18 protein-coding genes are annotated in these 24,963 nt (G+C 38.6%); 11 read left to right on the top strand and 7 right to left on the bottom strand.

From position 1 onward, the window contains the following. Positions 1-161 precede the first annotated feature (161 nt). Together cgtA and folA are read left to right on the top strand one after the other, a co-directional pair. The gene (gene cgtA, locus H4J57_RS06525; protein ID WP_070375739.1) at positions 162-1,319 is read left to right on the top strand and encodes an Obg family GTPase CgtA; all 1,158 of its coding nucleotides are present in this window, start codon (positions 162-164) and stop codon (positions 1,317-1,319) included. A gap of 182 nt (positions 1,320-1,501) precedes the next feature. Beyond that, positions 1,502-1,993 (top strand): type 3 dihydrofolate reductase, encoded by a 492-nt coding sequence (gene folA / locus H4J57_RS06530; RefSeq protein ID WP_182221736.1) that lies wholly within the window; start codon positions 1,502-1,504, stop codon positions 1,991-1,993. A gap of 100 nt (positions 1,994-2,093) precedes the next feature. Here the strand turns inward: folA and djlA are convergent, their stop codons facing one another. Genes djlA through H4J57_RS06545 form a run of 3 tightly spaced genes read right to left on the bottom strand, consistent with a single transcriptional unit; the run spans position 2,094 to position 4,625 of the window. Continuing rightward, positions 2,094-2,885 (bottom strand): co-chaperone DjlA, encoded by a 792-nt coding sequence (gene djlA, locus H4J57_RS06535; protein ID WP_070375740.1) that lies wholly within the window; start codon positions 2,883-2,885, stop codon positions 2,094-2,096. A 37-nt stretch (positions 2,886-2,922) separates the two neighbouring features. Next, the gene (gene murU, locus H4J57_RS06540; protein WP_182242297.1) at positions 2,923-3,612 is read right to left on the bottom strand and encodes an N-acetylmuramate alpha-1-phosphate uridylyltransferase MurU; all 690 of its coding nucleotides are present in this window, start codon (positions 3,610-3,612) and stop codon (positions 2,923-2,925) included. Next, entirely contained in the window at positions 3,609-4,625 is a 1,017-nt protein-coding gene (locus tag H4J57_RS06545) for an aminoglycoside phosphotransferase family protein (RefSeq protein ID WP_182221738.1), read from the bottom strand. Before H4J57_RS06545 ends, murU begins: the two co-directional genes overlap by 4 nt. Positions 4,626-4,817: 192 nt before the next feature. Here H4J57_RS06545 and H4J57_RS06550 point away from each other — a divergent pair, with 192 nt between their 5' ends. The 7 genes from H4J57_RS06550 to H4J57_RS06580 all read left to right on the top strand — a co-directional run bounded on the left by H4J57_RS06550 (position 4,818) and on the right by H4J57_RS06580 (position 13,681). Further along, the gene (locus tag H4J57_RS06550) at positions 4,818-7,076 is read left to right on the top strand and encodes an LPS-assembly protein LptD (RefSeq protein WP_182221739.1); all 2,259 of its coding nucleotides are present in this window, start codon (positions 4,818-4,820) and stop codon (positions 7,074-7,076) included. Positions 7,077-7,096: 20 nt separating this feature from the next. Continuing rightward, positions 7,097-8,398, top strand: a complete 1,302-nt coding sequence (surA, locus tag H4J57_RS06555; protein WP_182213745.1) for a peptidylprolyl isomerase SurA — start codon at positions 7,097-7,099, stop codon at positions 8,396-8,398. Then, positions 8,398-9,381, top strand: coding sequence for a 4-hydroxythreonine-4-phosphate dehydrogenase PdxA (gene pdxA / locus H4J57_RS06560; protein ID WP_220465259.1), 984 nt, complete (start codon positions 8,398-8,400; stop codon positions 9,379-9,381). The genes surA and pdxA overlap by 1 nt, the downstream gene beginning before the upstream one ends. Continuing rightward, positions 9,378-10,190 (top strand): 16S rRNA (adenine(1518)-N(6)/adenine(1519)-N(6))-dimethyltransferase RsmA, encoded by an 813-nt coding sequence (rsmA, locus tag H4J57_RS06565; RefSeq protein WP_070375746.1) that lies wholly within the window; start codon positions 9,378-9,380, stop codon positions 10,188-10,190. The genes pdxA and rsmA overlap by 4 nt, the downstream gene beginning before the upstream one ends. Next, complete coding sequence (gene apaG / locus H4J57_RS06570) at positions 10,187-10,600, top strand: Co2+/Mg2+ efflux protein ApaG (protein ID WP_259364818.1); 414 nt, start codon at positions 10,187-10,189, stop codon at positions 10,598-10,600. Before rsmA ends, apaG begins: the two co-directional genes overlap by 4 nt. Positions 10,601-10,616: 16 nt before the next feature. Further along, entirely contained in the window at positions 10,617-11,438 is an 822-nt protein-coding gene (locus tag H4J57_RS06575) for a symmetrical bis(5'-nucleosyl)-tetraphosphatase (protein ID WP_182221740.1), read from the top strand. A gap of 224 nt (positions 11,439-11,662) precedes the next feature. After that, complete coding sequence (locus H4J57_RS06580; RefSeq protein ID WP_182242298.1) at positions 11,663-13,681, top strand: methyl-accepting chemotaxis protein; 2,019 nt, start codon at positions 11,663-11,665, stop codon at positions 13,679-13,681. Between the two features lie 158 nt (positions 13,682-13,839). On the opposite strand, the gene H4J57_RS06585 is transcribed toward H4J57_RS06580, so the two are convergent. The 3 genes from H4J57_RS06585 to rapA all read right to left on the bottom strand — a co-directional run bounded on the left by H4J57_RS06585 (position 13,840) and on the right by rapA (position 18,564). Beyond that, positions 13,840-14,787, bottom strand: a complete 948-nt coding sequence (locus H4J57_RS06585; RefSeq protein ID WP_182242299.1) for a DUF3530 family protein — start codon at positions 14,785-14,787, stop codon at positions 13,840-13,842. 106 nt (positions 14,788-14,893) lie between these two features. After that, positions 14,894-15,577, bottom strand: coding sequence for a pseudouridine synthase (locus H4J57_RS06590; protein WP_182242375.1), 684 nt, complete (start codon positions 15,575-15,577; stop codon positions 14,894-14,896). 59 nt (positions 15,578-15,636) lie between these two features. After that, positions 15,637-18,564: an RNA polymerase-associated protein RapA gene (gene rapA, locus H4J57_RS06595; protein WP_182242300.1), complete on the bottom strand. Its 2,928-nt coding sequence runs from the start codon at positions 18,562-18,564 to the stop codon at positions 15,637-15,639. Between the two features lie 355 nt (positions 18,565-18,919). Here rapA and H4J57_RS06600 point away from each other — a divergent pair, with 355 nt between their 5' ends. Further along, positions 18,920-20,299, top strand: coding sequence for a PhoH family protein (locus tag H4J57_RS06600; protein ID WP_182221744.1), 1,380 nt, complete (start codon positions 18,920-18,922; stop codon positions 20,297-20,299). Positions 20,300-20,461: 162 nt separating this feature from the next. Continuing rightward, positions 20,462-23,746: an ATP-binding protein gene (locus H4J57_RS20270; protein WP_182242301.1), complete on the top strand. Its 3,285-nt coding sequence runs from the start codon at positions 20,462-20,464 to the stop codon at positions 23,744-23,746. A gap of 42 nt (positions 23,747-23,788) precedes the next feature. Here H4J57_RS20270 and H4J57_RS06610 read toward each other — a convergent pair whose 3' ends face one another. After that, the gene (locus H4J57_RS06610; RefSeq protein ID WP_259366348.1) at positions 23,789-24,796 is read right to left on the bottom strand and encodes a hypothetical protein; all 1,008 of its coding nucleotides are present in this window, start codon (positions 24,794-24,796) and stop codon (positions 23,789-23,791) included. Positions 24,797-24,963 lie beyond the last annotated feature (167 nt).

Genomic DNA, 24,963 nt, shown 5'->3' on the forward strand with positions numbered 1-24,963 from the left:
AACCAAGCGCCTCGTTGTTGAAAATTTATTTACTTTTAATGATGTAACTTTAATTAGTTTAAAGGGTATTCATTTTGTATAAAAAATAACTTTGTTTTCGTAAGTGCAAAAAATAACTTATAATAAGGCAATAGTTTAATCTTGGAGTGTTTCAAAGCACCATGAAATTCGTTGATGAAGTTGAAATTAGAGTTGAGGCCGGAGACGGCGGCAACGGTTGTGTAAGTTTTCGAAAAGAAAAGTACATTGAATACGGCGGACCTAATGGTGGTGACGGCGGTGACGGCGGTGACGTTTATTTAATGGCTGACGAAAGCCTGAATACCTTAATTGATTACCGCTTCGAGCGTTTTCATCGTGCTAAGCGCGGTCAAAATGGTCAAAGTCGTGATTGTACGGGTAAAGGTTCAGAAGATTTAATTTTGAAAGTACCTGTTGGTACACGTGCTATGGATGTAGACACCGGTGAACAATTAGGTGACTTAACCCGCAATGAACAAAAAATGTTAGTGGCTAAAGGCGGCTGGCATGGTTTAGGCAATACGCGTTTTAAAAGTAGTACTAACCGCGCTCCTCGTCAAAAAACCGATGGCACACCGGGCGAAATACGTAGTCTCAAGCTTGAGCTATTGTTACTCGCCGATGTAGGTTTGTTAGGTTTACCTAATGCAGGTAAGTCTACTTTGATACGCAGTGTTTCAGCGGCTCGACCTAAAGTAGCAGATTATCCATTTACTACGTTGGCGCCTAACTTAGGTGTAGTTCGCCTAGATACGCAACGTAGTTTTGTTATTGCTGATATTCCTGGTTTGATTGAAGGCGCAGCAGAAGGCGCAGGCTTAGGTACACAGTTTCTTAAGCATCTAGAGCGTTGTCGAATTTTATTACATCTTGTTGATGTAATGCCTGCCGATGGTTCTGATCCGCTTGAAAACGCTAAAACTATTATCAGTGAATTAGAGCGTCATTCAGCAAAACTTTTTGCTAAACCGCGCTGGTTAGTGTTTAACAAGCTTGATTTAATGTTAGAAGATGAAGCGAAAGCGCTAACAGATAGTATTGTTGCTGGCTTAAATTGGACTGGCGAAGTACGAAGTGTCTCTGCTATCAATAAATTTGGTACCGCTGACCTAACGCAAGGCGTGATGACTTTTATCGAAGGGCTTCCTCCAGAAATCGAAGAAACACCTGAAGATAAAACGGTTGAGTTCAAGTGGGATACTTACCACGAAGAAGCGGTATCCGGCGTTGAAGACGAATTAGGTGACGAAGACTGGGATGAAGATGAATACGATGTAGAAGTTGAATATCGTAAGTAATTATTCACTGTTCATTTAGTTAGTTGTTATAAAAAAGCCCAAGTATAATTTACTTGAGCTTTTTTTTTAGGGGGTAAATCGCTATCATCCCCTGATGAGTGATATTAAATAAGCCCGTGAAACAATAATGAGTTATTTCATTAAGCACATAGTGAATTATTCCCTTTAGAGAGACCATGTTAATGACCCTACTTTCGATGATTGTCGCCCATGCTGATAACCGTATTATTGGCAAAGATAATAATATGCCGTGGCACTTACCGGCTGATTTAGCCTATTTTAAAAAAACGACGTTAGGTAAGCCGATTATTATGGGGCGAAAGACCTATGAATCTATTGGTCGTCCTTTACCAGGTAGACAAAATATTGTTATTTCACGTGACCAAAACTACCGCGCTGATGGTGTAGACAGTGCTACGTCAGTCGAGCAAGCTTTACTGCTAGCGGGTGAAGTAGACGAAGTGATGGTCATTGGTGGTGGTGCTATTTACAGCCATTGTTTACCCCTCGCTAACCGTCTTTACATTACTCATATTAAAGCCGATATCGATGGCGATACTCAGTTTCCTGAATATAATACGGTGGAAGATTGGCAACTAACCAGTAGCGTTAAACTCAGTGCCGATGACAAAAATAGTTTTGATGTGGATTTTTGTGTTTATCAACGAAAATAAACACCTTAAAGAAAAAAAACGCATACGCTAGTATGCGTTTTTCATTGAGCGGCTAGCAAGCTAGGCACTAATATCTGCTGGTAATAACAGGCATTAGCGGTTATTTGTTTTTAGTGATTAACTCGTATGCCCCTTGAATATCTTGTGCTTTTTGTTTGGCAATTTCCATCATTTCTGGTGGTAAACCTTTAGCAACCAACTTATCAGGATGATGTTGCGACATTAACTTTCGATAAGCTTTCTTAATATCCTTTTCAGGTGTGTCTGCTGCAACACCTAACACTTTGTAGGCATTCTCTAATTGAGATTGAGAGCTTTTACCTGATTGACCTTGATGAAATTGTGCACCAGCGATAATCATTTCTAAGAGTCTATCAAGCTCTTTACTTGAAAAGCCTAATTGCTGCGCTATGGTGTGTAAGGCTTGGCGTTCATCACTGTCTAGGTGACCATCAGCAAAAGCGACTTGAATTTGAATCTCTAAAAAGAGTAATAATAAATCATGACGATTTCCGCAAACTTGTTTAAATTTTGCAAGGTTATCGTTCAGTGGAAAACCCGCCATTTTACCTTCTCTAAAGGCATCTTGCGCTTGTTGTCTTGACTCTCCCTGCAACGATAATTTGTCCATATAAGCATTGGCGAATTCAATTTCATGCTTTGACACTAAGCCATTCGCTTTTGCCATGTAGCCCATCACTGAAAAAGAAGTGTAAAAGAATGCGCTCTGGCGTTCACTTTCTGAGCTTTTCGAGCCTGAAAGATTATTGAAATTAAGGCCTCTGCCTTTATCAAAGTTATGACCAATAAACATGCCTATTAATGCACCTAGTAGGTTTTTACTCAGCATAAAACCAAATATAAAGCCTAAAAGTTTTCCCCATATTCTCATTATCAATATTACCTGTTTGTGTTATTAATTGATTAACTTATCTATTTAGATACGCTAAACGTTCTGGCGTACCAACATCGGTCCATGCACAATCGAGTATGCTGGCTGAAACCGTACCGTCGCTAACCGCACTTTTGAGCATCGGACCAAGCTTTAATGCTGGCATGGCATTTTTATCTTTAAAAAAATCAGTGCGAAATAAACTAATACCACTAAAGGTGTAAGTATTTTTCTGTGTTGATTCTGACTGATTTACAATATTGGTGAGTTGATTGTTATCAAAAATAAAATCACCTTTTATATTATGATCAGGATTGTTAACTAAGCAGATATGCGCTAACCGGTCTTTGGCTAATGTCGGTAAGTTAGCAAAGTTAACATCAGTAAATATATCGCCATTTATCAGCATAAAGGCTTCATTATCGTTATTATTGCTTAATAAAGGTAGCGCTTGAATAATACCGCCAGCCGTTTCAAGTGCACCACTATTTTCTGGACTGTAGCTTATATTAACCCCGAATTTTTTACCATCACCTAAATAGTCAACGATCATCTCTCCTAACCAGGCATAGTTAATAACAATATCTGTGATGCCACACTGGGCGAGTTTATTAATATGGTATTCGATTAGCGGGATCCCAGCTACTCTGAGTAAAGGTTTTGGGCAATGATCCGTTAAGGGGCGCATACGTTCACCACGACCAGCGGCTAAAATCATCGCTTTCATGTTAATGTACCCGCTTTAAGATTTTGCATCGCAGGCAGTACTTTTACTAATAAAAGCTGATGTAAAGAGGCTAATTCAGGGTATTTTTCACTGATCTCAACAAGGTAGCTAAGTGTTAGCGGAATATCTTTTAAGTAGCCGCTTTTATTATCGCGATGATGTAAACGGGCAAAGATACCACTCGCTTTAATGTGGCGTTGTAAGCCAGTTAAATCAAACCAGCGCTGCCATTGCTGGCGAGTGATATCGTTTAATGAATAGTGCTCTGTCATTATATCTATATAGCGGTTTAGTAACAATGAAACAGACTCGTTCGGCCATTTCAGGTAGCAGTCACGGAGTAACGAGACGATATCGTAAGTGATAGGACCAATGACCGCGTCTTGAAAGTCAATAATGCCGAAATTATTATCCTCGAGGATCATAATATTTCTACTATGGTAATCTCGGTGCACTAAGACTTGCGGTTGGCTCAGCATATTTTCTGTTAATATTGAAAAGCAATCTATTAACTGCTGTTGCTCTTCAGTAGTTAATATAATTGATAGGTGCTCAGTTAATAACCATTGTGAGAAAATATTCAGTTCAAGCTCAACAAATGCTTGATCATAATGCGGTAATTCTTGAGTATTCTTGGGCAATGCAGACTGAATTTTTGGTAAAATATCGATAGCTTTTTGATAGGTGATAATGATATTTTCAGTCGATAAAATATCAGCTAATAGCGTTTCACCAAAATCAGCTAAGCAAAGAAAACCTAGTGATAAATCAGCCGCAATAATTTCAGGCACTAAGACATTATTATCCTTAAGACTCTTTTGCATAAAAACAAAAGCCGCGTTATTAGATTTATCTTTAGGGGCATCAACGGCGATAAATGAACGACCCTTTATCGAAAAGCGATAATAGCAGCGAAAGCCAGCATCGCCAGTTAAGGGGGTCAATTGAATATGTTCGCCTGAAAATTGTTTATCCAACCATAGGTGTAACGCTTGAATTCGAGAGCTTGGCAAGTTTTCTATTCCTCAAGTAAATGGTACTAATAGTTATCTTAGGTGAGGGCATAAATGAGTAATGCCAACCCGTATTACCAATATACCGAATTAGCACCCTAAAGAAAATTGCTATATTATCTAAGTGTTTGAGTATAAAATGTGGCTCGCTTTCATCTTTGTTGCTTTAATCATTCATCTATCGGACTTTTAATGTCATTTCCGCGCTATTTAATTTTAATAATTACTTGTTTATCAATGGCTAAATATAGTGTTGCTCAACAAGTTACCGATATTCTCGATGGTATGGCTCAATGCCCTATACCGACTTACCCACAGTTAACCGCTACTCAATCTACTGAAAAGAGTAAAGCGATCACTATTTTAGCTGATAAATCGGGTATTAATAAAAATAAAGTCGCTAAATTTACCGGCAATGTAATGTTGATTAACAGTCAGCAGACAATTCTTGCTAATGAGATTGAGCTTAATAGAGAAAGTTCATCGGTTAAGGCCACGGGCGATATTCACTTTCAAAATAAAGGCATTGATATTTTTGCCGACCAATTGAACATAAGTGAATCGCTCGGCGCGACTACCTTGAAAAATACTCAGTATCAACTCGCGGGAATAGCAGGACACGGTGGTGCTGGTATTATTTCTGTGTCTAGAGAAGGTACCTTGTCATTAATTGACTCTTCTTTTACTACTTGTTATGGCGCTTCACCTGATTGGCAAATGAATGCCAGCGAAATTAATATTTCTAAAGATGAACGTTATTTAGAAGCTTATAATGCAAGGTTTTCAGTTTTTAATGTGCCGGTCTTGTACCTACCTTATTTTACGATTCCTATTGGTGATGATAGACAATCGGGTTTTTTATATCCTGAAATTGGTAATTCAGGTAAATCAGGTTTTACCACGTCAATTCCTTATTACTGGAATATTGCCCCTAATATTGATGCGACGATTACCCCAAAATACATGTTGAAGCGTGGCAGTCAATTAATGACAGAATTTCGTTATTTGCATGATGAACAACAAGGACAATTTGATCTCGAATATCTAGATCAAGACAATGAACAAGAAAATAGCACCGATGCACGATATTTAGTGCGTATGCAACATGTTGGCACCTTTTCAGAGCGCTTTCGCGCTTTCGTTGACTACACAACAATTAGTGATGATAACTATTTAGTTGATATTGGTAGTAAGCACTACAATGATAATGATGCTTACTTATATCAAACAGGTGAATTAGCTTATTTTGCGGATAGTTGGCAAGCCAAGGTAAAATTACAAGACTTTGAAGTACTCGGCGATAATAAAACAAACTATAAAGCGCTTGCTCAACTCGAACTTGCCAGCCATCAAAAAATTGATGTTTTAGACGGGTTATTCGATGTCTATTCTGAAGTCACCAATTTTGACAATGCCGATAAAACTCAAGTAACCGCACAGCGCTATCATGTTGAAGCGGGTTTAACCTTCCCTTTGGTTACGCCAGCTTGGTTTTTGAATTCAGAATTTAAAATACTACAAACCCATTACCAACAAGACAATATTCCTTTGGAAAGTGAGCTTGAAGAAAGTGTAAGCAGAACATTACCTAAAGTCCGTTTTCATGGTGGGGTTAATTTTGATAGGCAAAGTCATTTTTGGGGAAATAGTTTTACACAAACCTTAGAGCCGCAACTGCAATATCTTTATATTCCTGAAAAAGATCAAAGTAATATAGGGCTATATGATACAACCACACTACAAGATGACTATAACGGTCTATTTCGTGATAAACGTTTTAGTGGTTTAGATAGGATAGCTCAAGCCAATCAATATTCTTGGGGAATAACGAGTCGTTTACTCGACAGTGCCAATCAAGAACAACTTAGGGTCAGCTTAGGACGAATTGTTTATCTTAATGACAGTAATTTTACCTTTGAAGAAAACCAAGGAATTGTAGCCGATGCTTCGGCATTAGCGGCAGAAGTCTACGCTCGTATAAATAGTAGTTGGCAGTTCAGTAGCGACATTCAATATAATACAGAAGATGATGTTACCAACAAGAGTCAAACCAGTATTGATTATCTTTTTGGTGAAAATCAAACAATACAATTGAACCATCGATACACTCGTGATGTCTCAGGTATAACATTAGAGCAACTATCTTTAGCGGGGAATGTCAGCATAAATAAAAATTGGCAAGTTATTAGCCGAGTAACTCAAGATTTACAGCAAAATCGAAGCATAGAAACTTATGCGGGTTTACAGTACCAAAGTTGCTGTTGGTCACTGAGTTTTGCTTATCATCGTTATATTACAGCAAACTTTGATGAACCATCGAGTAATAATAAAAATCGCGATGAATTCAACAATGGTTTTATGCTAAGATTTAGCATGAGAACAAAAGACATTACAGATATGTTCAACTCAAGTATATTTGGCTACAAACGCCCTTACTTTCTCAATAATTAAATATAAGAAATAGACGATACATGAAAAAATCATTGAAATTTTTACTTTTAACAAGCGCTTTGACGGTAACATCTTTTTTTCCAGTACAAGCACAACAAGTTGAACTTGATCGAGTATCAGCCATTGTAAATGGTGGTGTTGTTTTGGAATCTGAAATAAAAGACCTAATCGCAACCATAAAAAAACAAGCACTAAAAAATGATCAAAGTTTACCATCAGATAAAGCGTTAAGAACGCAGGTCACTGAAAAGTTGATCAACGATGCGTTGATCACTCAATTAGGCGAACGTATGGGTGTGCAAGTGAGTGATGCACAGCTTGATGAAACGCTAACGAATATGGCGAAAGAAGAAAAATTAACGTTAGACCAGTTTCGTCAGAATCTTGTTAAAGATGGCACAGATTACGATAAGTATCGTGAACTAGTCAGAACTGAACTTATTTCTGGCGAGGTACGCCGCAATAGTGTTAGTCGCCGTATTTATGTTTCACCACAAGACGTGGCTAATTTGATTTCTTCTATGGAAGAAAAAATTAATACTGATGTTGAATATCGTCTGGGACACATACTGATTGAGTTCCCAGCGAATCCAACACAAGATGATATGAATGCCGCTAAAGTTCGGGCTGAAAAAGTAATTGAATTGCTTAATAACGGCAGTGACTTTGCAAAAATTGCTATTGCTTCTTCAGGCGGTTCAAATGCCTTAGAAGGTGGTGATTTAGGTTGGAAAAATATCAATGAATTACCGACATTATTCTCATCAATTGTTGATGGTGAGAAAAAAGAATCAATTTTAGGACCTATCCGTACCGGTTTAGGTTTTAGTATTGTAAAAATTATAGATATTCGTGGTTTGCAAATCGTTGAAGTAGAAGAAGTGAAAGCACGGCACATATTGATTGAACCTTCTGTTATCTTGAGTGAAGCCAAAGCTGAAAGTATTCTGCTAGGCCTTATGGACAGAGTTAACGCAGGTGAAGCTGATTTTGGCGACTTAGCTAAAGAGTATTCAGACGGACCTACTTCAGTGCGAGGTGGTGATCTAGGTTGGTCAGACCCTGATGTTTACGATCCTACTTTTAAGGCGGCCTTAGCGCGATTAAAAGTTGATGAAATGCATAAGCCTTTTAGAACTTCATTTGGTTGGCATTTAGCGCAATTAACCGGTCGAAGAACACTTGATGCGACAGAACAAATGAATGAAAGTAAAGCTCGTCGCATTTTATTCAATAGAAAGTTTGGTTTAGAAAGTGCGCGTTGGATTAAAGAGCTTCGTGATGAAGCCTATGTAGAGATTTTTAGTCGAGATACAAAATAATGACAAAGCGTATAGCTATCACGCCAGGCGAACCTGCAGGAATTGGCCCAGACTTAACCATTTTCATTGCTCAGCAAGATTGGCCCGTTGAGCTTGTGGTAATTGCTTGTAAAAAGTTAATGCAAGAGCGCGCTGAAGTTTTAGGTTTACCACTCACATTTATTGATTATGATGTTTCGAAAGCCGCTAAACCTCAAAAAGCTGGGACACTAACGATATTGTCTGTCGATATGGCTGAGGCTTGTATTCCTGGTGAGCTTAATGCTGAAAATGGTAGTTATGTCATTGAAACATTAAGAATTGCCAGTGAAAAAAATATCTCTGGTGAAATCGATGCTATTGTCACTGGCCCCGTGCATAAAGGGTTAATTAATAAAGCGGGTATCGCTTTCAGTGGTCATACAGAATATTTTGCTAGCCAAGCTAACTGTGCCGATGTCGTGATGATGTTGGCGACAGAAGGCTTAAGAGTTGCATTAGTGACAACGCATATTCCTTTAGCTTATGTTTCTAAAGCGATCACCGCAGAACGTTTACAAAAAGTCACCCGTATTTTAAATACCGATCTTATTAATAAATTTGGTATTAAAGAGCCTAAAATCTACGTCTGTGGCATAAACCCTCATGCGGGAGAAGATGGGCATCTAGGTCGAGAAGAAATCGATGTGATGATCCCAGCCTTAAATGTACTCAGAGATGAAGGCATCAAGCTTATTGGGCCATTACCTGCTGATACTATCTTCCAGGAGAAGTACTTAAGTGATGCTGATGCCATTTTAACTATGTATCATGATCAAGGCTTGCCAGTCTTGAAATATAAAGGCTTTGGCGCTTCGGTTAATATTACCTTAGGCTTACCTTTTGTTCGAACCTCGGTAGATCACGGTACCGCACTTGAATTAGCGGGTACCAACTTAGCTGACCCAGGAAGCTTTATTGAAGCAATCACCACAGCCATTAAATTAGCAAATAATCAATCATGAATAATAAAACTCATCTAGGCCACCAGGCCAAAAAACGCTTTGGACAAAACTTTTTACATGACGAAGGTGTGATCAGTAAAATTGTTGATGCTATCGACCCTGAGCCAGGAGAAAATCTTATCGAGATTGGTCCTGGATTAGGCGCATTAACCGAACCGGTTATTGACCGAGCCGGTGCTATTTCTGTTGTCGAACTTGACAGAGATCTTGCCCATCGTTTACGCCATCATCCTTTTATTGCTGATAAAATTACTATTTACGAAGCGGATGCCCTTAAATTTGATTTTAGTGAAATAGCGACCGCAGAACGACCTTTAAGAATTTTTGGCAACTTACCTTACAACATTTCTACGCCACTTATTTTTCATCTTTTAACGTTTAAAGATAGCGTGAAAGATATGCACTTTATGCTGCAAAAAGAAGTTGTTCAACGTATGGCTGCTAGTGAAAATTGTAAAGCCTATGGTCGACTTTCAATCATGACGCAATATCAGTGTCAGGTTATCCCTGTTATGCAAATAGGCCCAGAAGCTTTTAAGCCAGCGCCTAAGGTTGATTCTGCTATCGTGAGATTAATTCCTCATGGTGAGATTAAAAATCCAGTAAAAGATATTAAATCGCTTAACCAAGTTTGTTTGGCGGCATTTAACCAACGTAGAAAAACGATACGCAATAGTTTTAAAAAATTGTTTACGGTTGAACAATTAGCGGCTTTAGGTATCGATGCAAGACTTCGTGCAGAGAACTTACCGATCACAGATTATATCAAACTGGCAAATTTCTTAACTGATAACCCGGTTGAGTTATGAAGGACGATTCAACATTAACTACAGTCGAATCAATTTCTATGGGATATGATATTTCGGTCAGCGTTAAAACTGAGTATATTGCCTCACAATTGATTGAAAACGAAAAGAACTATGTATTTAGTTATACGATTAGTATTGCCAATAATAGTAATAAACCGGTTAAATTATTGTCTCGTTATTGGTTGATTACCGATGGCGACAATAAGACCTCTACCGTTGCCGGTGAAGGTGTTATCGGTAAGCAGCCTATCATAGCCCCAGACAACACGTACACTTATACCAGCGGTTGTATCTTAAAAACCCCAGTCGGTACTATGCAGGGCCATTACCAAATGCTAAGTGATGATAATGACTTGCAACAAGTTGAGATACCTGTTTTTGGTTTAGCTCAGCCACACATTCTTAACTAACTGCGACGCTTCGTTTATGGCTATCTATTTTGTCGGAGATATTCAAGGCTGTTACCACGAACTACGCGCCTTACTAGACCAAGTTGCCTTTTCGCCTGAAACTGACCAGCTTTGGCTAGCGGGTGATCTGGTTGCTAGAGGTCCAGACTCCTTAAAAACGCTGAGATATATAAAAGCACTGGGTAATAGTGCTCGAGTGGTTTTAGGTAATCATGACCTGCACTTATTAGCTATTTATGGTGGCTTGAAAAAAACAAAAGCTAGTGATTGTTTCGATGAATTATTAGCTGCTGCAGACGTTGATGAGTTAATGGGTTGGCTTGCTAGTCAACCGCTTATCCAAAAGTTACCCAATGAAAATGTTTATATGAGTCATGCAGGTTTGCCACCCTTTTGGACACCTGCAGAAGCTATGGAACAAGCAAACGATGTTAATATCAAGCTAGCATCAGCGCTAAGAAATGATTGGTTAGCCATAATGTATGGTGAAGAACCTAATCTATGGTCTTTGGCAAAATCTGCTGATGAAAAATTTCGAGTGACCGTTAACTCACTGACCAGAATGCGTTATTGCCAACTCGATTATGGCTTAGAGTTTTCATGTAAGCTTGCAGTTGAGCAAGCACCTGCCCATATAAAACCTTGGTTTGAGTTTACACAAAAACAAACAAATTATAGTTGGATATTTGGTCATTGGGCTTCATTAATGGGGCACTGTCCTGTTGACAATATTTATGCATTAGATACAGGGTGCGTCTGGGGCGGACATCTAACGTTATTACGATGGTCTGACAAGCAGTTGTTTACTGAGCCTTGCCACAGTACAAAACAAAAATAAAAAAACTTATAATAAAGCAATAACTAAAGGTGAAAAATAGCTTAAGCTTGTTATAATAAAATTAACGGTTAAGTTTTTAACAATATTAACCGATAATCTAATCGACAATAATGACAAATAAGCTATGATTATTGGCTTTGAAAATATAGGCCTGCATTCAAGGAAGTAGCAATTAATTTAGTTTACACTCGTACTCAATACTATCTATTTACACGGTGACATTTATGAATTTAACGGTAGCAATGAAAATAATGGGTGGTTTTGCCATTATTGCAGTCTTACTAGTAATAACTAGTGCTATATCTCTATGGAATTTGAACATAATTAAAGGCTCTACTGTACAACAAAGTGAGTTGGCGATCCCAACATTAAAAGGGAGTAACAAGCTTGCTAACACCTTAACCCAAATAGGTAACCTTACTTTACGTGCATATTATCAAACCGAATTAACGCCACTTAATAATAATCTTACGGCATATAATCAAGATAAAGATGACTTTTCTACTGAGCTGAAGAAATTAAAGCAAGTGGTGCGAAATGAAAATTCTTTATTAACTAATCTAGGTCAAGTCGATTCAGTTTATGCAGATCTCGAAAAAGAAATAGGATTGGTTTTTAGTAATAGGCAAGCCAGTATTAATCAAGCACTTATTTTAAGAGAAAAAATAGCTAACCTTGAAGAAAAAGCTGATGATGCAGCTACGATGTTACTAGACCTTGCCGACCACGACTTAGCTGACACTAAGCTTCAGCGAGCGGTTAGTTTAGGTGAAAGTATTGAAACCTTACTTAATGGGCTAGTAAGCTCAGCACTTGAATATCGAGGTTTAATCGACAGGTCGTCAACAGATTTAGTTGGTAACCAAATATCCAATAGCTTTGTTGATGTAAATAAATCATTTACCGATATTATATCCGAGCTATCTAATCAAGGCGCCGAAGATGTAGCTGATGATTTGTCTGTTGCTTTGAGTGAATTAACTGAATTAATTAACTCTAACAATGATATTTTTTCTCACAAAGATAAACAACTGATTGCCCTTAAAGTCGCAACAGAAAACTTAGATGCTGCAGAACGTGACATCAAAAAAGCCAATGCCATTTTAGAAAAACAAGTCGATTTAGCGAATCAAACTGCGTTGACGGCTGGTAAACTTGTTCAAGAAAAAGTGGCCGATGGTAACTCACAAACTATAGGTATTATGATTTTTTCAATTGTTGCCGCAATTGGTATTGCTTGGTTTACACTGCTTAGTATTACCCGACCACTGTCTTTGGTTAATAAAATGCTTAACATCGTTGCTTCTGGTGATTTATCTCATAAGTTAGATGAAACGGGTAAAGATGAATTTGCTGAATTATCACGTAACTGTAATTTATTAATTGATAGTTTGCGTACGCTTATTCAAGGTATTGTTAGTCGCTCTACACAACTAGCAACTGCCGCAGAAGAAACTTCAGCGGTAACCGCACAAGGTACCATTGCTATCGCAGAACAACGCTCACAAGTTGAACAAGCCGCTTCTGCGACTACGCAAATGAGCAGTACTTCTCAAAGTGTACTATCAAGTGCTAATGATACATTAGGCGAAATAAAGCAAGCCGATGACGAAGCCAAGCGTATCAAGATTATTTCTGAACGCAATCGCCAAACTATCGGCTTACTTGCTGATGAAGTTGAAGAAGCAGCACAAGTTATTAATAAACTACAGCAAGACAGTGCTTCTATCGGTGGTATTCTTGACGTCATTCGCGGCATAGCTGAGCAAACAAACTTACTGGCATTAAACGCAGCTATTGAAGCCGCTCGTGCCGGAGAACAAGGTCGTGGTTTTGCCGTAGTTGCTGATGAAGTAAGAACGCTTGCTAGTAGAACGCAAGTGTCTACACAAGAAATACAAAACATGATTGAGGTACTGCAAACCGGTGCTCAACGAGCTGTTGGCGTTATGGATACAGGTAAAAAGCAAGCAGCAAATTGTGTAGAACAGAGCGAAGAAGCAGAGAAAGCGCTGCAAACTATTACTCATTCGGTTCATGAGGCATTTGATAAAAGTACACAAATTGCCGCGGCTGCTGAAGAACAAAGTGTCGTCGCCCATGAGATTAGCGTTAATTTAGAGTCTATTGTTGCCATTGCCGAACAAACAACGGCAGGTGCACAGCAAACGGCACAATCAAGTAATGAAGTCGCTAAGTTAGCTGAAGAATTACAACAGTCAGTGCAAGAGTTTAAGCTATAAGTGCTGATCGCTTTGCTGATAATGGTTAGCTAATGAATTAACTTTTATTAACGATTAAAAAGCCCCCGCTGAGGATAACTTCAGCGGGGGCTTTTTGTTGATTGCAGCTAACGTGGGCAATAACTTATTGAGAGCAGCGCTTGAGCTGATAGCGGGTGTTACCAACCAATAGATTTAAGCCAACCATTTATTGACCTCAATAACGCTTTTTCAGGGTAATAGCCAATTTGGTTATTGTGCAGTTCAGTTTGTCGATAATAGACTTTCATTTCTTTAACTGCTTGTGCTTTACGAATTTTAGCGGCAGAGGTTGCTAATTGCTGCTCTCTTGACAGATAGATATCTAAGACAGGAAACTCACTGGTCGCCAATACTTTAGCAAAGGAGAGACTTTGCTCTGCAGTATTCATATAACCACTAAGCATGACCATAGCACTCGGCGATTGAAGTTTGCCGGTGCTGTATAAATTAGCCAGTAATATGGCATGACTGCCTTTTGATACCACAACAAATATACCTGGATAATCTTTAGCTTTCTCCATCACCGCCGTCATCAGTTCGGTCAAACGCTCTTTGTGTGCCAGTAAGGTTTTATCATCCTCTTCGAGTTGAATTGATCGCTTCAATGCGCGAGAAGGGTAACCTAAAGGAATACCTGGCGGCTGAATAGCTATGGTTGTCCAACCTTGGCTAGGCAGTACTTTTTGTAGATAATTTAAGGCGTTGCTACTTTTTGCACTCATTCCCCAGTCAGGGAGCAGTATCATTACCCCTTTTTGATTACTGGCGGTATTTTCATTGATAATGGTAATAAAGTCTTGAGCGCCAGCTAACATAGGCGTTATTTTTTCAGCCGTTAGATAATGAGTCAGATCTTGTTCTTGTTGCAGCAGCGAATTAATAGGGGCGAAAATTTCTGGACGTTTTTTAGTAATTACTTTGCTGGCATCACTGGATTCATCTGCTGTTTTTGTCGCCTCTTGCTGCTCTGGAGCTTTTGGCTTTTCGGTTTTATTTTCTTCTTGGTATAACAATGCATAACTATTAATAGTAACAAGGCTAAATAGACAGAAAATGATTAATGAAGCTAAAACACGGAATGACATAGGTTCCTTAAAATTATAGGCGGTGAGTACTTACCGAAAATTGTTTAATGGACGAATGATCAATTATCGGCAAATACTTTATTTTCTTAACCAGAAAAAATGCTCATCAAAGAAATGGGCAAGGAACTTTGAACGTGAGTGTCTTTTCTGTACATGGATGTGCGAGCTCTAACATCTGCGCATGCAATAATAACCGTGCACTTGCCGTAACCGCTGACTCATGTGAGTATAATCTGTCACCCAAAATAGGGTGGCCTAAAAATAACATATGGACACGTAGTTGATGAGAACGCCCTGTTATCGGGGTTAATTCAACTAAGGTACTTGGCACCGAGTTAGCATCAGTATCGCGTGATAATACTCGGTAATGGGTCAACGACTGTTTACCACGTTCATGGTCAACCATTTGTCGTGGACGATTTGGCCAGTCACAAATAAGCGGTTGATCGACCGAACCATTATCATCTTTCATATGACCATAGACGCGGGCAATATAGCTTTTTTTCGTTTCGCGTTGCTGAAACATTCGGCTAATTGCGACATGTGCAGGTTTATGTAGCGCCATGATCAATATACCCGATGTTGCCATATCCAATCGATGCACCACCGTTGCCGTTGGTAGCACTTTATTTACTCGACTTTGTAAACAATCTTTATGAGCGGGTAAACGACCTGAAACGGTTAATAAACCACTTTGTTTGTTGAGCACGACAATATCATTGTCGCGATAAATTATATCAAGATAAGGCGACATAGGCGGGCAATAAACAAATTCTGGGTTTGGCGCCATAGGCACAACTTTTTGTTGTGCCTGCTGATCTTTTGGAGTTTCGTGTTGGCTTGACATCGTTAGTTACTCACCACTATTAAACGTATCGCTTCAAACTTCAACTGTGCTTTACCTATGTAGTGGCTTAATTCACTTTGTTGTACTTTGATAAAGTCGAGCTCTTGCTGGCGAACACTTGGGTTGATAGTTTTTAGTGCAGTTAAGCGTTGAAATTCTGCATCTAGCGTTTTATGCATATTGGCTAGGGCTTTTTCTTGAATACTCAAAACTTGTGGCTTAGCATGTGCTTCAGCTTTTGCTACTAACGGTGTTACTTGATCTTTCAAGGCTTTAACCAATTGTAGCGCTACTTGTTTTTTAACGGGTGCAAGCTGTTGATCTAGAACATTTTCACCCACTTTATCTGCCAAGTCAGTGCCATTCTTATCAACCAAAACACGTATGGGTGTCGTCGGTAAATAACGCCCCAGCTGTAAGTGATTGGGAGCGGTCGCTTCGATAGTAAAAATACATTCAATAAAAAATGTTCCTGCCGGCAATGCTGGGTTTTTCAATAAACCTATGCTCGAGTTACCCGTTTGATCACTGAGCACTAAATCCATTGCGCCGCGCACCATAGGGTGGTCCCAAGTTAATAAGTGATAATCTTCACAAGCTAGCGCAGTATCTCGGTTAAAAGTAATGGTTGTACCATCATCAGGCAGGCAAGGGAAATTACCACAAAGCATGTGCTCACTAGGTTGTAAAGCGATGGCATTATCTGACTTGTCGTCTTGAGTAATGCCAAAAACATCAAGTACTTGAAACATAAATTGTGGCAATTCAATTTGTTGGTCCAGTGCTGAAATTTCTTTAACTAGTTGGTGAGAGCGCCCTTGACCAGAAGAACGTAATTCTAGTAATTTATCCCGTCCTGACTCTAATTCCGCTTTAAGGGTTAAGTGCTCTTCATGGCTTTCATTGATTAACTTTTCTGCGGCTGTCGACTGCCACTGCGCCGTTAAGGCTAAATCAAACAGTTTATCACCAAACTTATCAAAAATTGCTCGGCCAGTGATACAAGTATGTTCAAAAGCGTTTAAACCATTTTGATACCAGTCAAAAAGTAACCCTTGTGCAGAATCAGTAAAATAGGGGACATGCAAACGAATGGTTTGTGTTTGTCCAATACGGTCTAAACGACCAATACGCTGTTCTAAAAGATCAGGGTTGCTAGGTAAATCGAATAACACTAAGTGATGAGCGAATTGGAAGTTTCGACCTTCACTGCCTATTTCAGAACAGAGTAAACATTGTGCACTGTCTTCGTCTTGGGCAAAATAAGCAGCGGCTTTATCGCGTTCGAATATACTCAAACCTTCATGAAAGACCGCTGCACGAATACCTTCTTTTACGCGTAACGCCGCTTCCAAGTCAATCGCAGTTTGTGCATGCGCACAAATGACCAATAACTTTTCTTTTTTCAATGTTTGTAATAGTTCGATTAAGTAATCAACACGGGGGTCGATATCCGTCCAATTTTCATGACTGTTTAACGAAAACAAAATTTCAGGCGTAAAAACTTGTTTAGCTTGAGCCAAGGTTTTTAAATTTTCACTAGTGTCCGATAATAAAAACTCATTGATTTGCTCTTGATAAGCTTCTGGCAAAGCTAGAGGCGTTGAATGCAATTCACGCTCAGGGAAACCTTTTATGGTATTTCTGCTGTTTCTAAAAAGAATACGGCCTGTGCCATGACGGTCGAGTAGTTGTGTTAGCACTTGTTCACGTGATGCATCTTGCGCAAGGATTTCATTATCGCTGGGCAATGCTATATTGATATTTATTAAATGTTGACTGATATCGGTTTCTTTTAATAGCTTAGTCAATGTTGCTTGTTGTGCGGGTGACAAAGCATCTTTAGCAACCAAGGCATTGGCGGCATTGGCGACTTCAGTATAGTGGCTTTCTTCTTCTGTAAATTTTTGATAATCAAAGAAACGGTCAGGGTCAAGCAAGCGTAAACGAGCAAAGTGGCTTTCATGACCAAGTTGATCTGGTGTTGCTGTTAATAACAAAACCCCAGGGATAGTCTGGGCTAGTTGCTCAATACATAAATATTCAATGCTAGGGTTGTCTTGATGCCAATTTAAGTGGTGAGCTTCATCAACTACCATTAAATCCCAGTCCTCAGCAATGAGCTCTTCATACCACTCTGGATTTTTGGTAACAAAATCTAAATTAACCAAAACGAGTTGTTCAGTACTAAATGGATTTTCTTGTTCACCTGAGTTTTTTATTTCTTGGCAACGTTCACTATCAAAAATACTAAAATGTAAGTTAAAACGGCGTAACATTTCTACCAACCACTGATGCATAAGTGATTCAGGCACAATAATTAAAATACGTTGTGCACGACCGGTAACAAGCTGCTGGTGAATAATGAGGCCAGCTTCAATGGTTTTACCTAAACCAACTTCATCGGCAAGTAACACGCGAGGTGCAAATCTACAGCCAACTTCTTCAGCGATATAAAGTTGATGAGGAATTAAACTGACTCTGCCACCACTTAAACCCATTAATGGCGATTGCTGCTGAGTATGCTGGTGTTTTAAGCTATCTTTGCGTAAACGAAACCAGTCGAGACGGTCAACTTGACCATTAAGCAATCGATCGTGCGGTTTATTAAATTTGATAAAGTGGTCAATCATCACTTCTTTTAGTGACGTTTCTTCACCGGTATCTTGGCGCTTACCATGGTAAGTGAGTAAGTTGTCAATATCTTCAACCTCTTCAACGATAAGCATCCAGCCTTCGTGGCTAGGAATACTATCCCCTTGGTTGAAAATAACACGTGTTAATGGTGCATTTGCTATGGCATATTGGCGCGATTCACCGGTAGCGGTAAATAAAATAGAAACAAAACGGTGTTCAACCGTTAGTACCGTGCCTAATCCTTGATCCGACTCTCCGTCACTTATCCATCGTTGACCAGGGTAAAAAACCATATAAAAACTCCAAAAATTAAAACCTTGCACGATTTTTAAAAACTTGTGCAACAGAACACGCCAATACGGCATTAAAAAAGGGCGCTATAGTAACGTTAATCATAGTTAGGATCACCAAAAAATGCCGAGAATTTACAAAAGGCGGCAATAAAGTTTGTCTGAGGACAAATAATCTTTCGATGCCACTTGCCAGTGATAAATTTAGCTGGCAAAGTAAAGTTATCATTCACGTAATAAGGTGATCGGTAAAGGTATAGTTACTGTTTTTGGTTTTTTAGTCGCAGTTGAAGACTAAGTGATTAAGCTTACTTAACGATTCTTCTGTGTCACGTTAACTTAGATAGGAGATCTTTGTATGAATGATGAAAAAATTCTTTACGTATTAGACACAAATATTTTATTACACGAACCTTTCGCTTTTCTCTCTTTTAAAGAGCACGACGTGGTCGTCCCCATGACTGTGCTTGAAGAATTAGACTCCATTAAAGACCGCCGCAAAGATGTTAGTCGAGATGCCCGTGTTGCGATACGTGCACTTGAAGATATGCTTGTCGATGCCACTCCTGAAGAAGTACTTGCGGGTGTTAAATTACCTCAAAATGATGACGAACATCCCAGTGGTTGTTTATCAATCTTTAATGATTATACCTTAGAGCAAAAAGCTGGCCGGTTATCTTTTAATGAAAATGACAATCGTATTATTAACGCGGCTTTATACCTACAGGAAAAAAAGGCGCCCAATAAAGTTGTCTTGGTCACTAAAGATATTAATATGCGCTTAAAAGCTAAAGGCGCAGGTTTGGCTTATGTTGAGGATTACCGTACAGATCAGCTTATCGATGATATTAAATTTTTAACGAAAGGCTATCACAAGTTTGAAGGTGACTTTTGGCAACATGTTAATGAGTGTGAAAGTGAAACTGAAGGCCGAAATACCACCCACTATGTTAAGCGTGATGTCCTTCCTAATACTTACATGAATGAATATCTTATTGATGATAGTGAGAACTTTGCCGGCAAAGTTACTGGTTGGGATGACGAAAAATTGTCGATAATGGATTTAAGCCGAGACCGTTTAATGGCAAAACAAGCGTGGGGGATCCATCCAAAAAACATTTACCAGGGGATGGCATTGGATGCTTTACTTGACCCAAGCATAGATTTAGTGATTCTTACTGGGCCAGCAGGTTGTGGGAAAACACTGCTAGCGCTGGCGTCAGCGCTTGAACAAGTAATAGAACGTGGCCTCTATGATAAAGTCATCGTTACGCGCAGTACTCCAGAAATTGCTGAGTCTATTGGCTTTTTACCCGGAACAGAAGAAGAAAAAATGGCGCCTTGGCTCGCGGCTATTACCGATTCATTAGAAGTGTTGCATAAACAAGATGAAAATATGAATGGTAGCCTTGATTACATAATGGAAAAAGCCAATATTCAGTTTAAGTCAGTGAATTTTATGCGCGGCAGAAGTATTCAAAACTCTTTGGTTTTGCTCGACGAATGTCAAAACTTAACGGCATCGCAATTAAAAACAATTATCACTCGTTGCGGTGAGGGTACTAAGCTGGTTTGTTCAGGTAATCTTGCTCAAATTGATAGTAATTATTTAACGGCGGTTACGTCAGGGCTAACCTATATTGTTGAACGTTTTAAAGACTTTTCAGGTAGCTCAACTATTAATCTAAATGGTGTGGTGAGAAGTCGATTAGCCTCTTTCGCCGAGGAAAATTTATAGGGTCAGCTGATTTTATAGGTAATATTTAAAGGCTCATTTTTGAGCCTTTAGTTTTGATAATTGACCGACTTAGCCGTGCGACTAGTTATCAAAGACTATTTTAAGTAAGATGTATTAATTGTTATAAATTAAAATTATCTGAATAAATATAAGGTTGCAACAGTGTTTGATAAGTCCTCCAAAGAACAGGTGTTTAGTCGTTACAATCGTTCTGTTTTGGCTGTGTTTATCGTAATAACATTGATTGCTATGTCGATAGCGTCTTACCGATATTTTATTGAGTTAGATTCATATCAGGCACGAGAACTTCGCACCTTAACTACACGTGCTAAGCAGTTAGAAAACACCTTGATTTTGGGGTTAAAAAGTATTGCTGGCATTAAAAAATTTGCTAATTATCATCTTTCTTTCCCCGAAGAGTTACTTGCTACAACCCCGCCACTTGAACAAGACGGTAATGAATTCTATTTAAAGAAAAATAGCCGAGATTCTTTTGCTCATCGAAAAAATTACCGAGGAAGTATAACGGGTATCGGGCAGGTTGCTGATTTTGATGAGTTACAAAAGCAAGAGCTGGCAATGGCAAATGCGTTAACGCCAGCATTTATTATTGCCAAAAATTCAATTAAAGAATCTAATTGGTTTTATTACATCTCTTTAAATCAATTTGTTAGCCTATATCCTTGGATAGGGCGTGATAGTTGGCGGTTCTCAGAGCATAACTTAAATAATGACAATATCAATAGCATTAAAACGCTATTGCCTGGCGACGACAATTTCTTTTGGTCACCACCTTATTTAGATTCAGCAGGTAAAGGCTTGAGTGCTTCGTTAGGCACAGCTGTCTATCGTAATAGATCACTCGCTGGCGCGGTGCTAATGGACTTTAGTTTATCAAGTTTGAGTGATGGTTTGCCTGATATTAGTAAACCTAATCAAGCGTTAATATTGCTTGATGAAAAGAACAATATTCTCATCCACAAAACGGCTGATAATCAAGCCTTATCAACCAAGCTAACTTGGCAAGATATTGCACCAAAGCAATTAGCAAGTTATTCCTATCAGCGCATTAATCAATTACCCGACAGTCACAAAGAGGGCACTTGGCTCATTCAAAAATATCAACTACCTATTAATGGTTGGGTTCTCCTTAAGTACCAACCTTATCAAGAATTTACTGCCTCTATTTTTAATCGATTTATCTTGATGCTGGTTTTGTTTTTTGTCGGGCTATTTGCCTTTATGAGTATCATCTATATCGTAACGCGCAAAACCTTTATGAAGCCCACTAAAGAATTTATTAATCATATTGAACATTGCTCGCATGGTGATCCAGGTAAAGTAAAACCTCCAGCGGACTGGTCATATTGGTTTAAAATTGTTGAAGATATTTTTGGACAAAATCGTACTTTATTGCAGCAAATGAAAGATCAAAATGTGATTCTTGATACGCGTGTTAACGAAAAAACCCAAGCGTTACGCCTTAAGAGTGAACAACACCAACGTGACTATGCTTTGCTGCGTTCGGTGATGGATGCTATTCCTGATTACATCATTTTTAACGACTTAGATGGCACCATGATGGGGTATAACAAAGCGTTTGAAAACTTTGTTCAAGCAGGCTCACTAGATTTAATTGGTAAGTGTAGTAATGAAGTAGTCAGTGTCGAGTTAGGTCAGTCATTAGTCGCTATGTCTGAAGCGTCATTAACACGGTCAACAGAACAAGGATTAGCAGAGGTTGTTGAAACACCGGCTAATACTTATGAGGTGTTTAGTAACCAGTTATATAGTCAAACCGCTGAAATTGTTGGCACTATCAATTTAGTACGTGATGTTACCGCGCAGTATTCGGCGAATGTCGCTTTGGAACAAGCAAAAAACCAAGCTGAATATGCTAACCAAGCAAAAAGTCAGTTTTTAGCTAATATGAGCCATGAAATACGCACGCCAATTAATGCGATTAAAGGTATGCTATTTTTATTAGCCAGAACACGTTTAACGAATGAACAGCAGCAACATATATTAAATGCTGAAGGTGCATCTGTGTCCCTTTTACATTTGGTTGATGAAGTGCTTGATTTAGCCAAAATAGAATCTGGCAATATGTCTGTTATAAAAATGCCCGCCAGTATTGACAAAATAGTCGATCAAGCCGTTAAACTTAATATCGGTATGATCAGTGAAAAACAATTATCTCTAAAGATAAATATTGCTGTTGATGTGCCAGATATTGTCTTAACTGATGATATGAGATTGGTGCAAGTACTAACAAACTTACTTAATAATGCGATGAAGTTCACCCACCAAGGTGAAATTTCACTAACAGTTGAAAAAGTTAATACGGGCAATGATGCTGTAGGCACCATCTTTGATGACTCACAGGTTTTAGTACGCTTTATCGTTGCTGATACCGGTATAGGTATAGCTCAAGAAAAACAAGGTCACTTATTCGAAGCATTTCGTCAAGCAGATGAGTCGATGACCCGCGAATATGGTGGTTCAGGATTAGGATTATCTATTTGTCAGCAAATTATCAATCTTTTATCGGGTGACATTTCCTTGAAAAGTGACTTAGGTAAAGGCACTAGCTTTACTTTTGTTTTACCTTTTAACGTTGTTGAAAATAAGGCATTAAGCAAAAAATCAGCACTGACCTTGTGCAGTTATTCTCAAGAATTATCTGAATCGTTAATAGGTCATCTAGCGGGTTCTCAAATAAGCCATGTTAATATTACGGCGTTATCGGAACTCGACAAATATAAGAACAATGAAAATGTAGTGCTGATTATTGACGAACAAAGCATTAATAAATATCCAGAAAAAATATATCAAAGCTGTCTTGATAACCAGATTTTATTAGCGATAAGTCATCCAATGGCTAAAGGTATTTCCAGTGAAATCATTGAACGTATTGAGGCATTAAAACTTTCTTATATCTTGCTAGAAAAACCACTTTATCGAAGCTTTATCAGTAAGCTATTTTCAGTCATAACAGCTAGAGAGCTTGCGGCTGAAGCAGCTATTGACGAATCGATTCCTTTGCAAAGCCTGTCGCAAGATATTGATAATTTAAAAGGTATTAATGTTTTATTGGTTGAGGATAATTTAGTTAATCAGTTGGTGGCAAAAGAGCTATTAAAAACGATGCAAGCCAATGTCATTATTGCGGGTCATGGTAAAGAAGCGTTGGAAATATTGACCGATAAGCAGCACCATATTGATGTTGTGCTTATGGATATTCAAATGCCGATCATGGATGGTTTAACAGCGACTAGGCAAATACGCCAACAAAAAGAATTTCATAACTTACCCATTATCGCGATGACGGCGCACGCCCGTGAAGAAGACAAGCAGAGAAGCTTAGCAGCGGGTATGAATAAGCATATGGCAAAACCTATCAGTGCTGAATTACTACTTTCGAGTATTTTAGACGTGCTTAATTAATTGCAACAACTCATCGTTATTCACATTAATAACAGCTCGGTGTTATGGTTCCTTACCCACTACAGTCGTATTATTAAGGTCTGTTTTTAATGCTCGCTTTACCTTTTTATGGAACCGCTCTGCTGTGTAATGCCCGTTACCTACCGCTAACTCTGAAGCGGGAGCTATTTTCCCTAAAGGTAAAAGCCTAGGCCCTGTTGGCTCTGCTAGCACATACGATATGCCATCAATAACAACTGTTTGATCATTTGCTTGCACAGGCATTTGAATACCGAGTAAAGCGTGATTATCAATAAAGACTAGAATCATTTTTATACGTGGCATTAGGCTACGTAAAATTGCCGCTGTTAACGTGACTTTACTGTCGCAATCACCTTGGTTTTCCCATAATAACTTTAATGGTGGATTAAAACCTGCTCCAGAGGCGGTTACTCTTGATTCTAAAGTTGCATAGGGAATACTTTGTATAAATCCTAAAACATAGTCGGTAACTTTTCGAATGTTTTTTATTGAAAACTTTTTAAGAATAATAGGCTTTACCGGCTTTAAATCAATGCTGGCAATATTTGCAAATCGTCCATGGTCTGGTTTTACCGCGTTAATTTGATCATGAGTTATAAATTGATGATAGTAATTATCTGCTAAATATTGATCACTTAACGCTTGCTTTAACTCATAAACTCTAGCGTAGGCGGCATTGATTGTTTGGTTGTTTCGTCCTTTTATGACAATTTCATCATTTGTGGAATTTTTATTAAAATCAATCATTACCCCACGGATAGGCTCTGCACGTAATTTCTTTTGTAGGGCATTATTAATTGAATATTTTGCCATATCAGCTTTAAATACTTTGAAGTTTCTAAAACGATCGAATATTGCTTTTTTAGCCAGTAAAAATTGTAGGCTTTGTGTTTCACCCTGATAATCAAGCCATTGATAATTAAATTGGTAATTATCTCCTTTTTCTACTTTTGAAAAGGCGAGTTGTTCGGCTAAGGCCAAAGAGGGCATTAAACAGCAAAGCGTTATGCATAAAAATTTAGTTAACATAGGAGAAGTCATCGAAAATAATCAAACCACTAGCAAAGATATTACCTATGCTAACATTAACGCATTTTTACTTTTCATACCAATCAACAAAAGATGACTTAATATTTATCGTTGACGCTTTACTTTTAAGCAGATTTTGCTATATTCAAACGCATGTTTGAAATGAT

Origin of the sequence: Colwellia sp. BRX8-7, assembly GCF_014077275.1 — a bacterium.
Taxonomy (GTDB): domain Bacteria; phylum Pseudomonadota; class Gammaproteobacteria; order Enterobacterales; family Alteromonadaceae; genus Colwellia_A.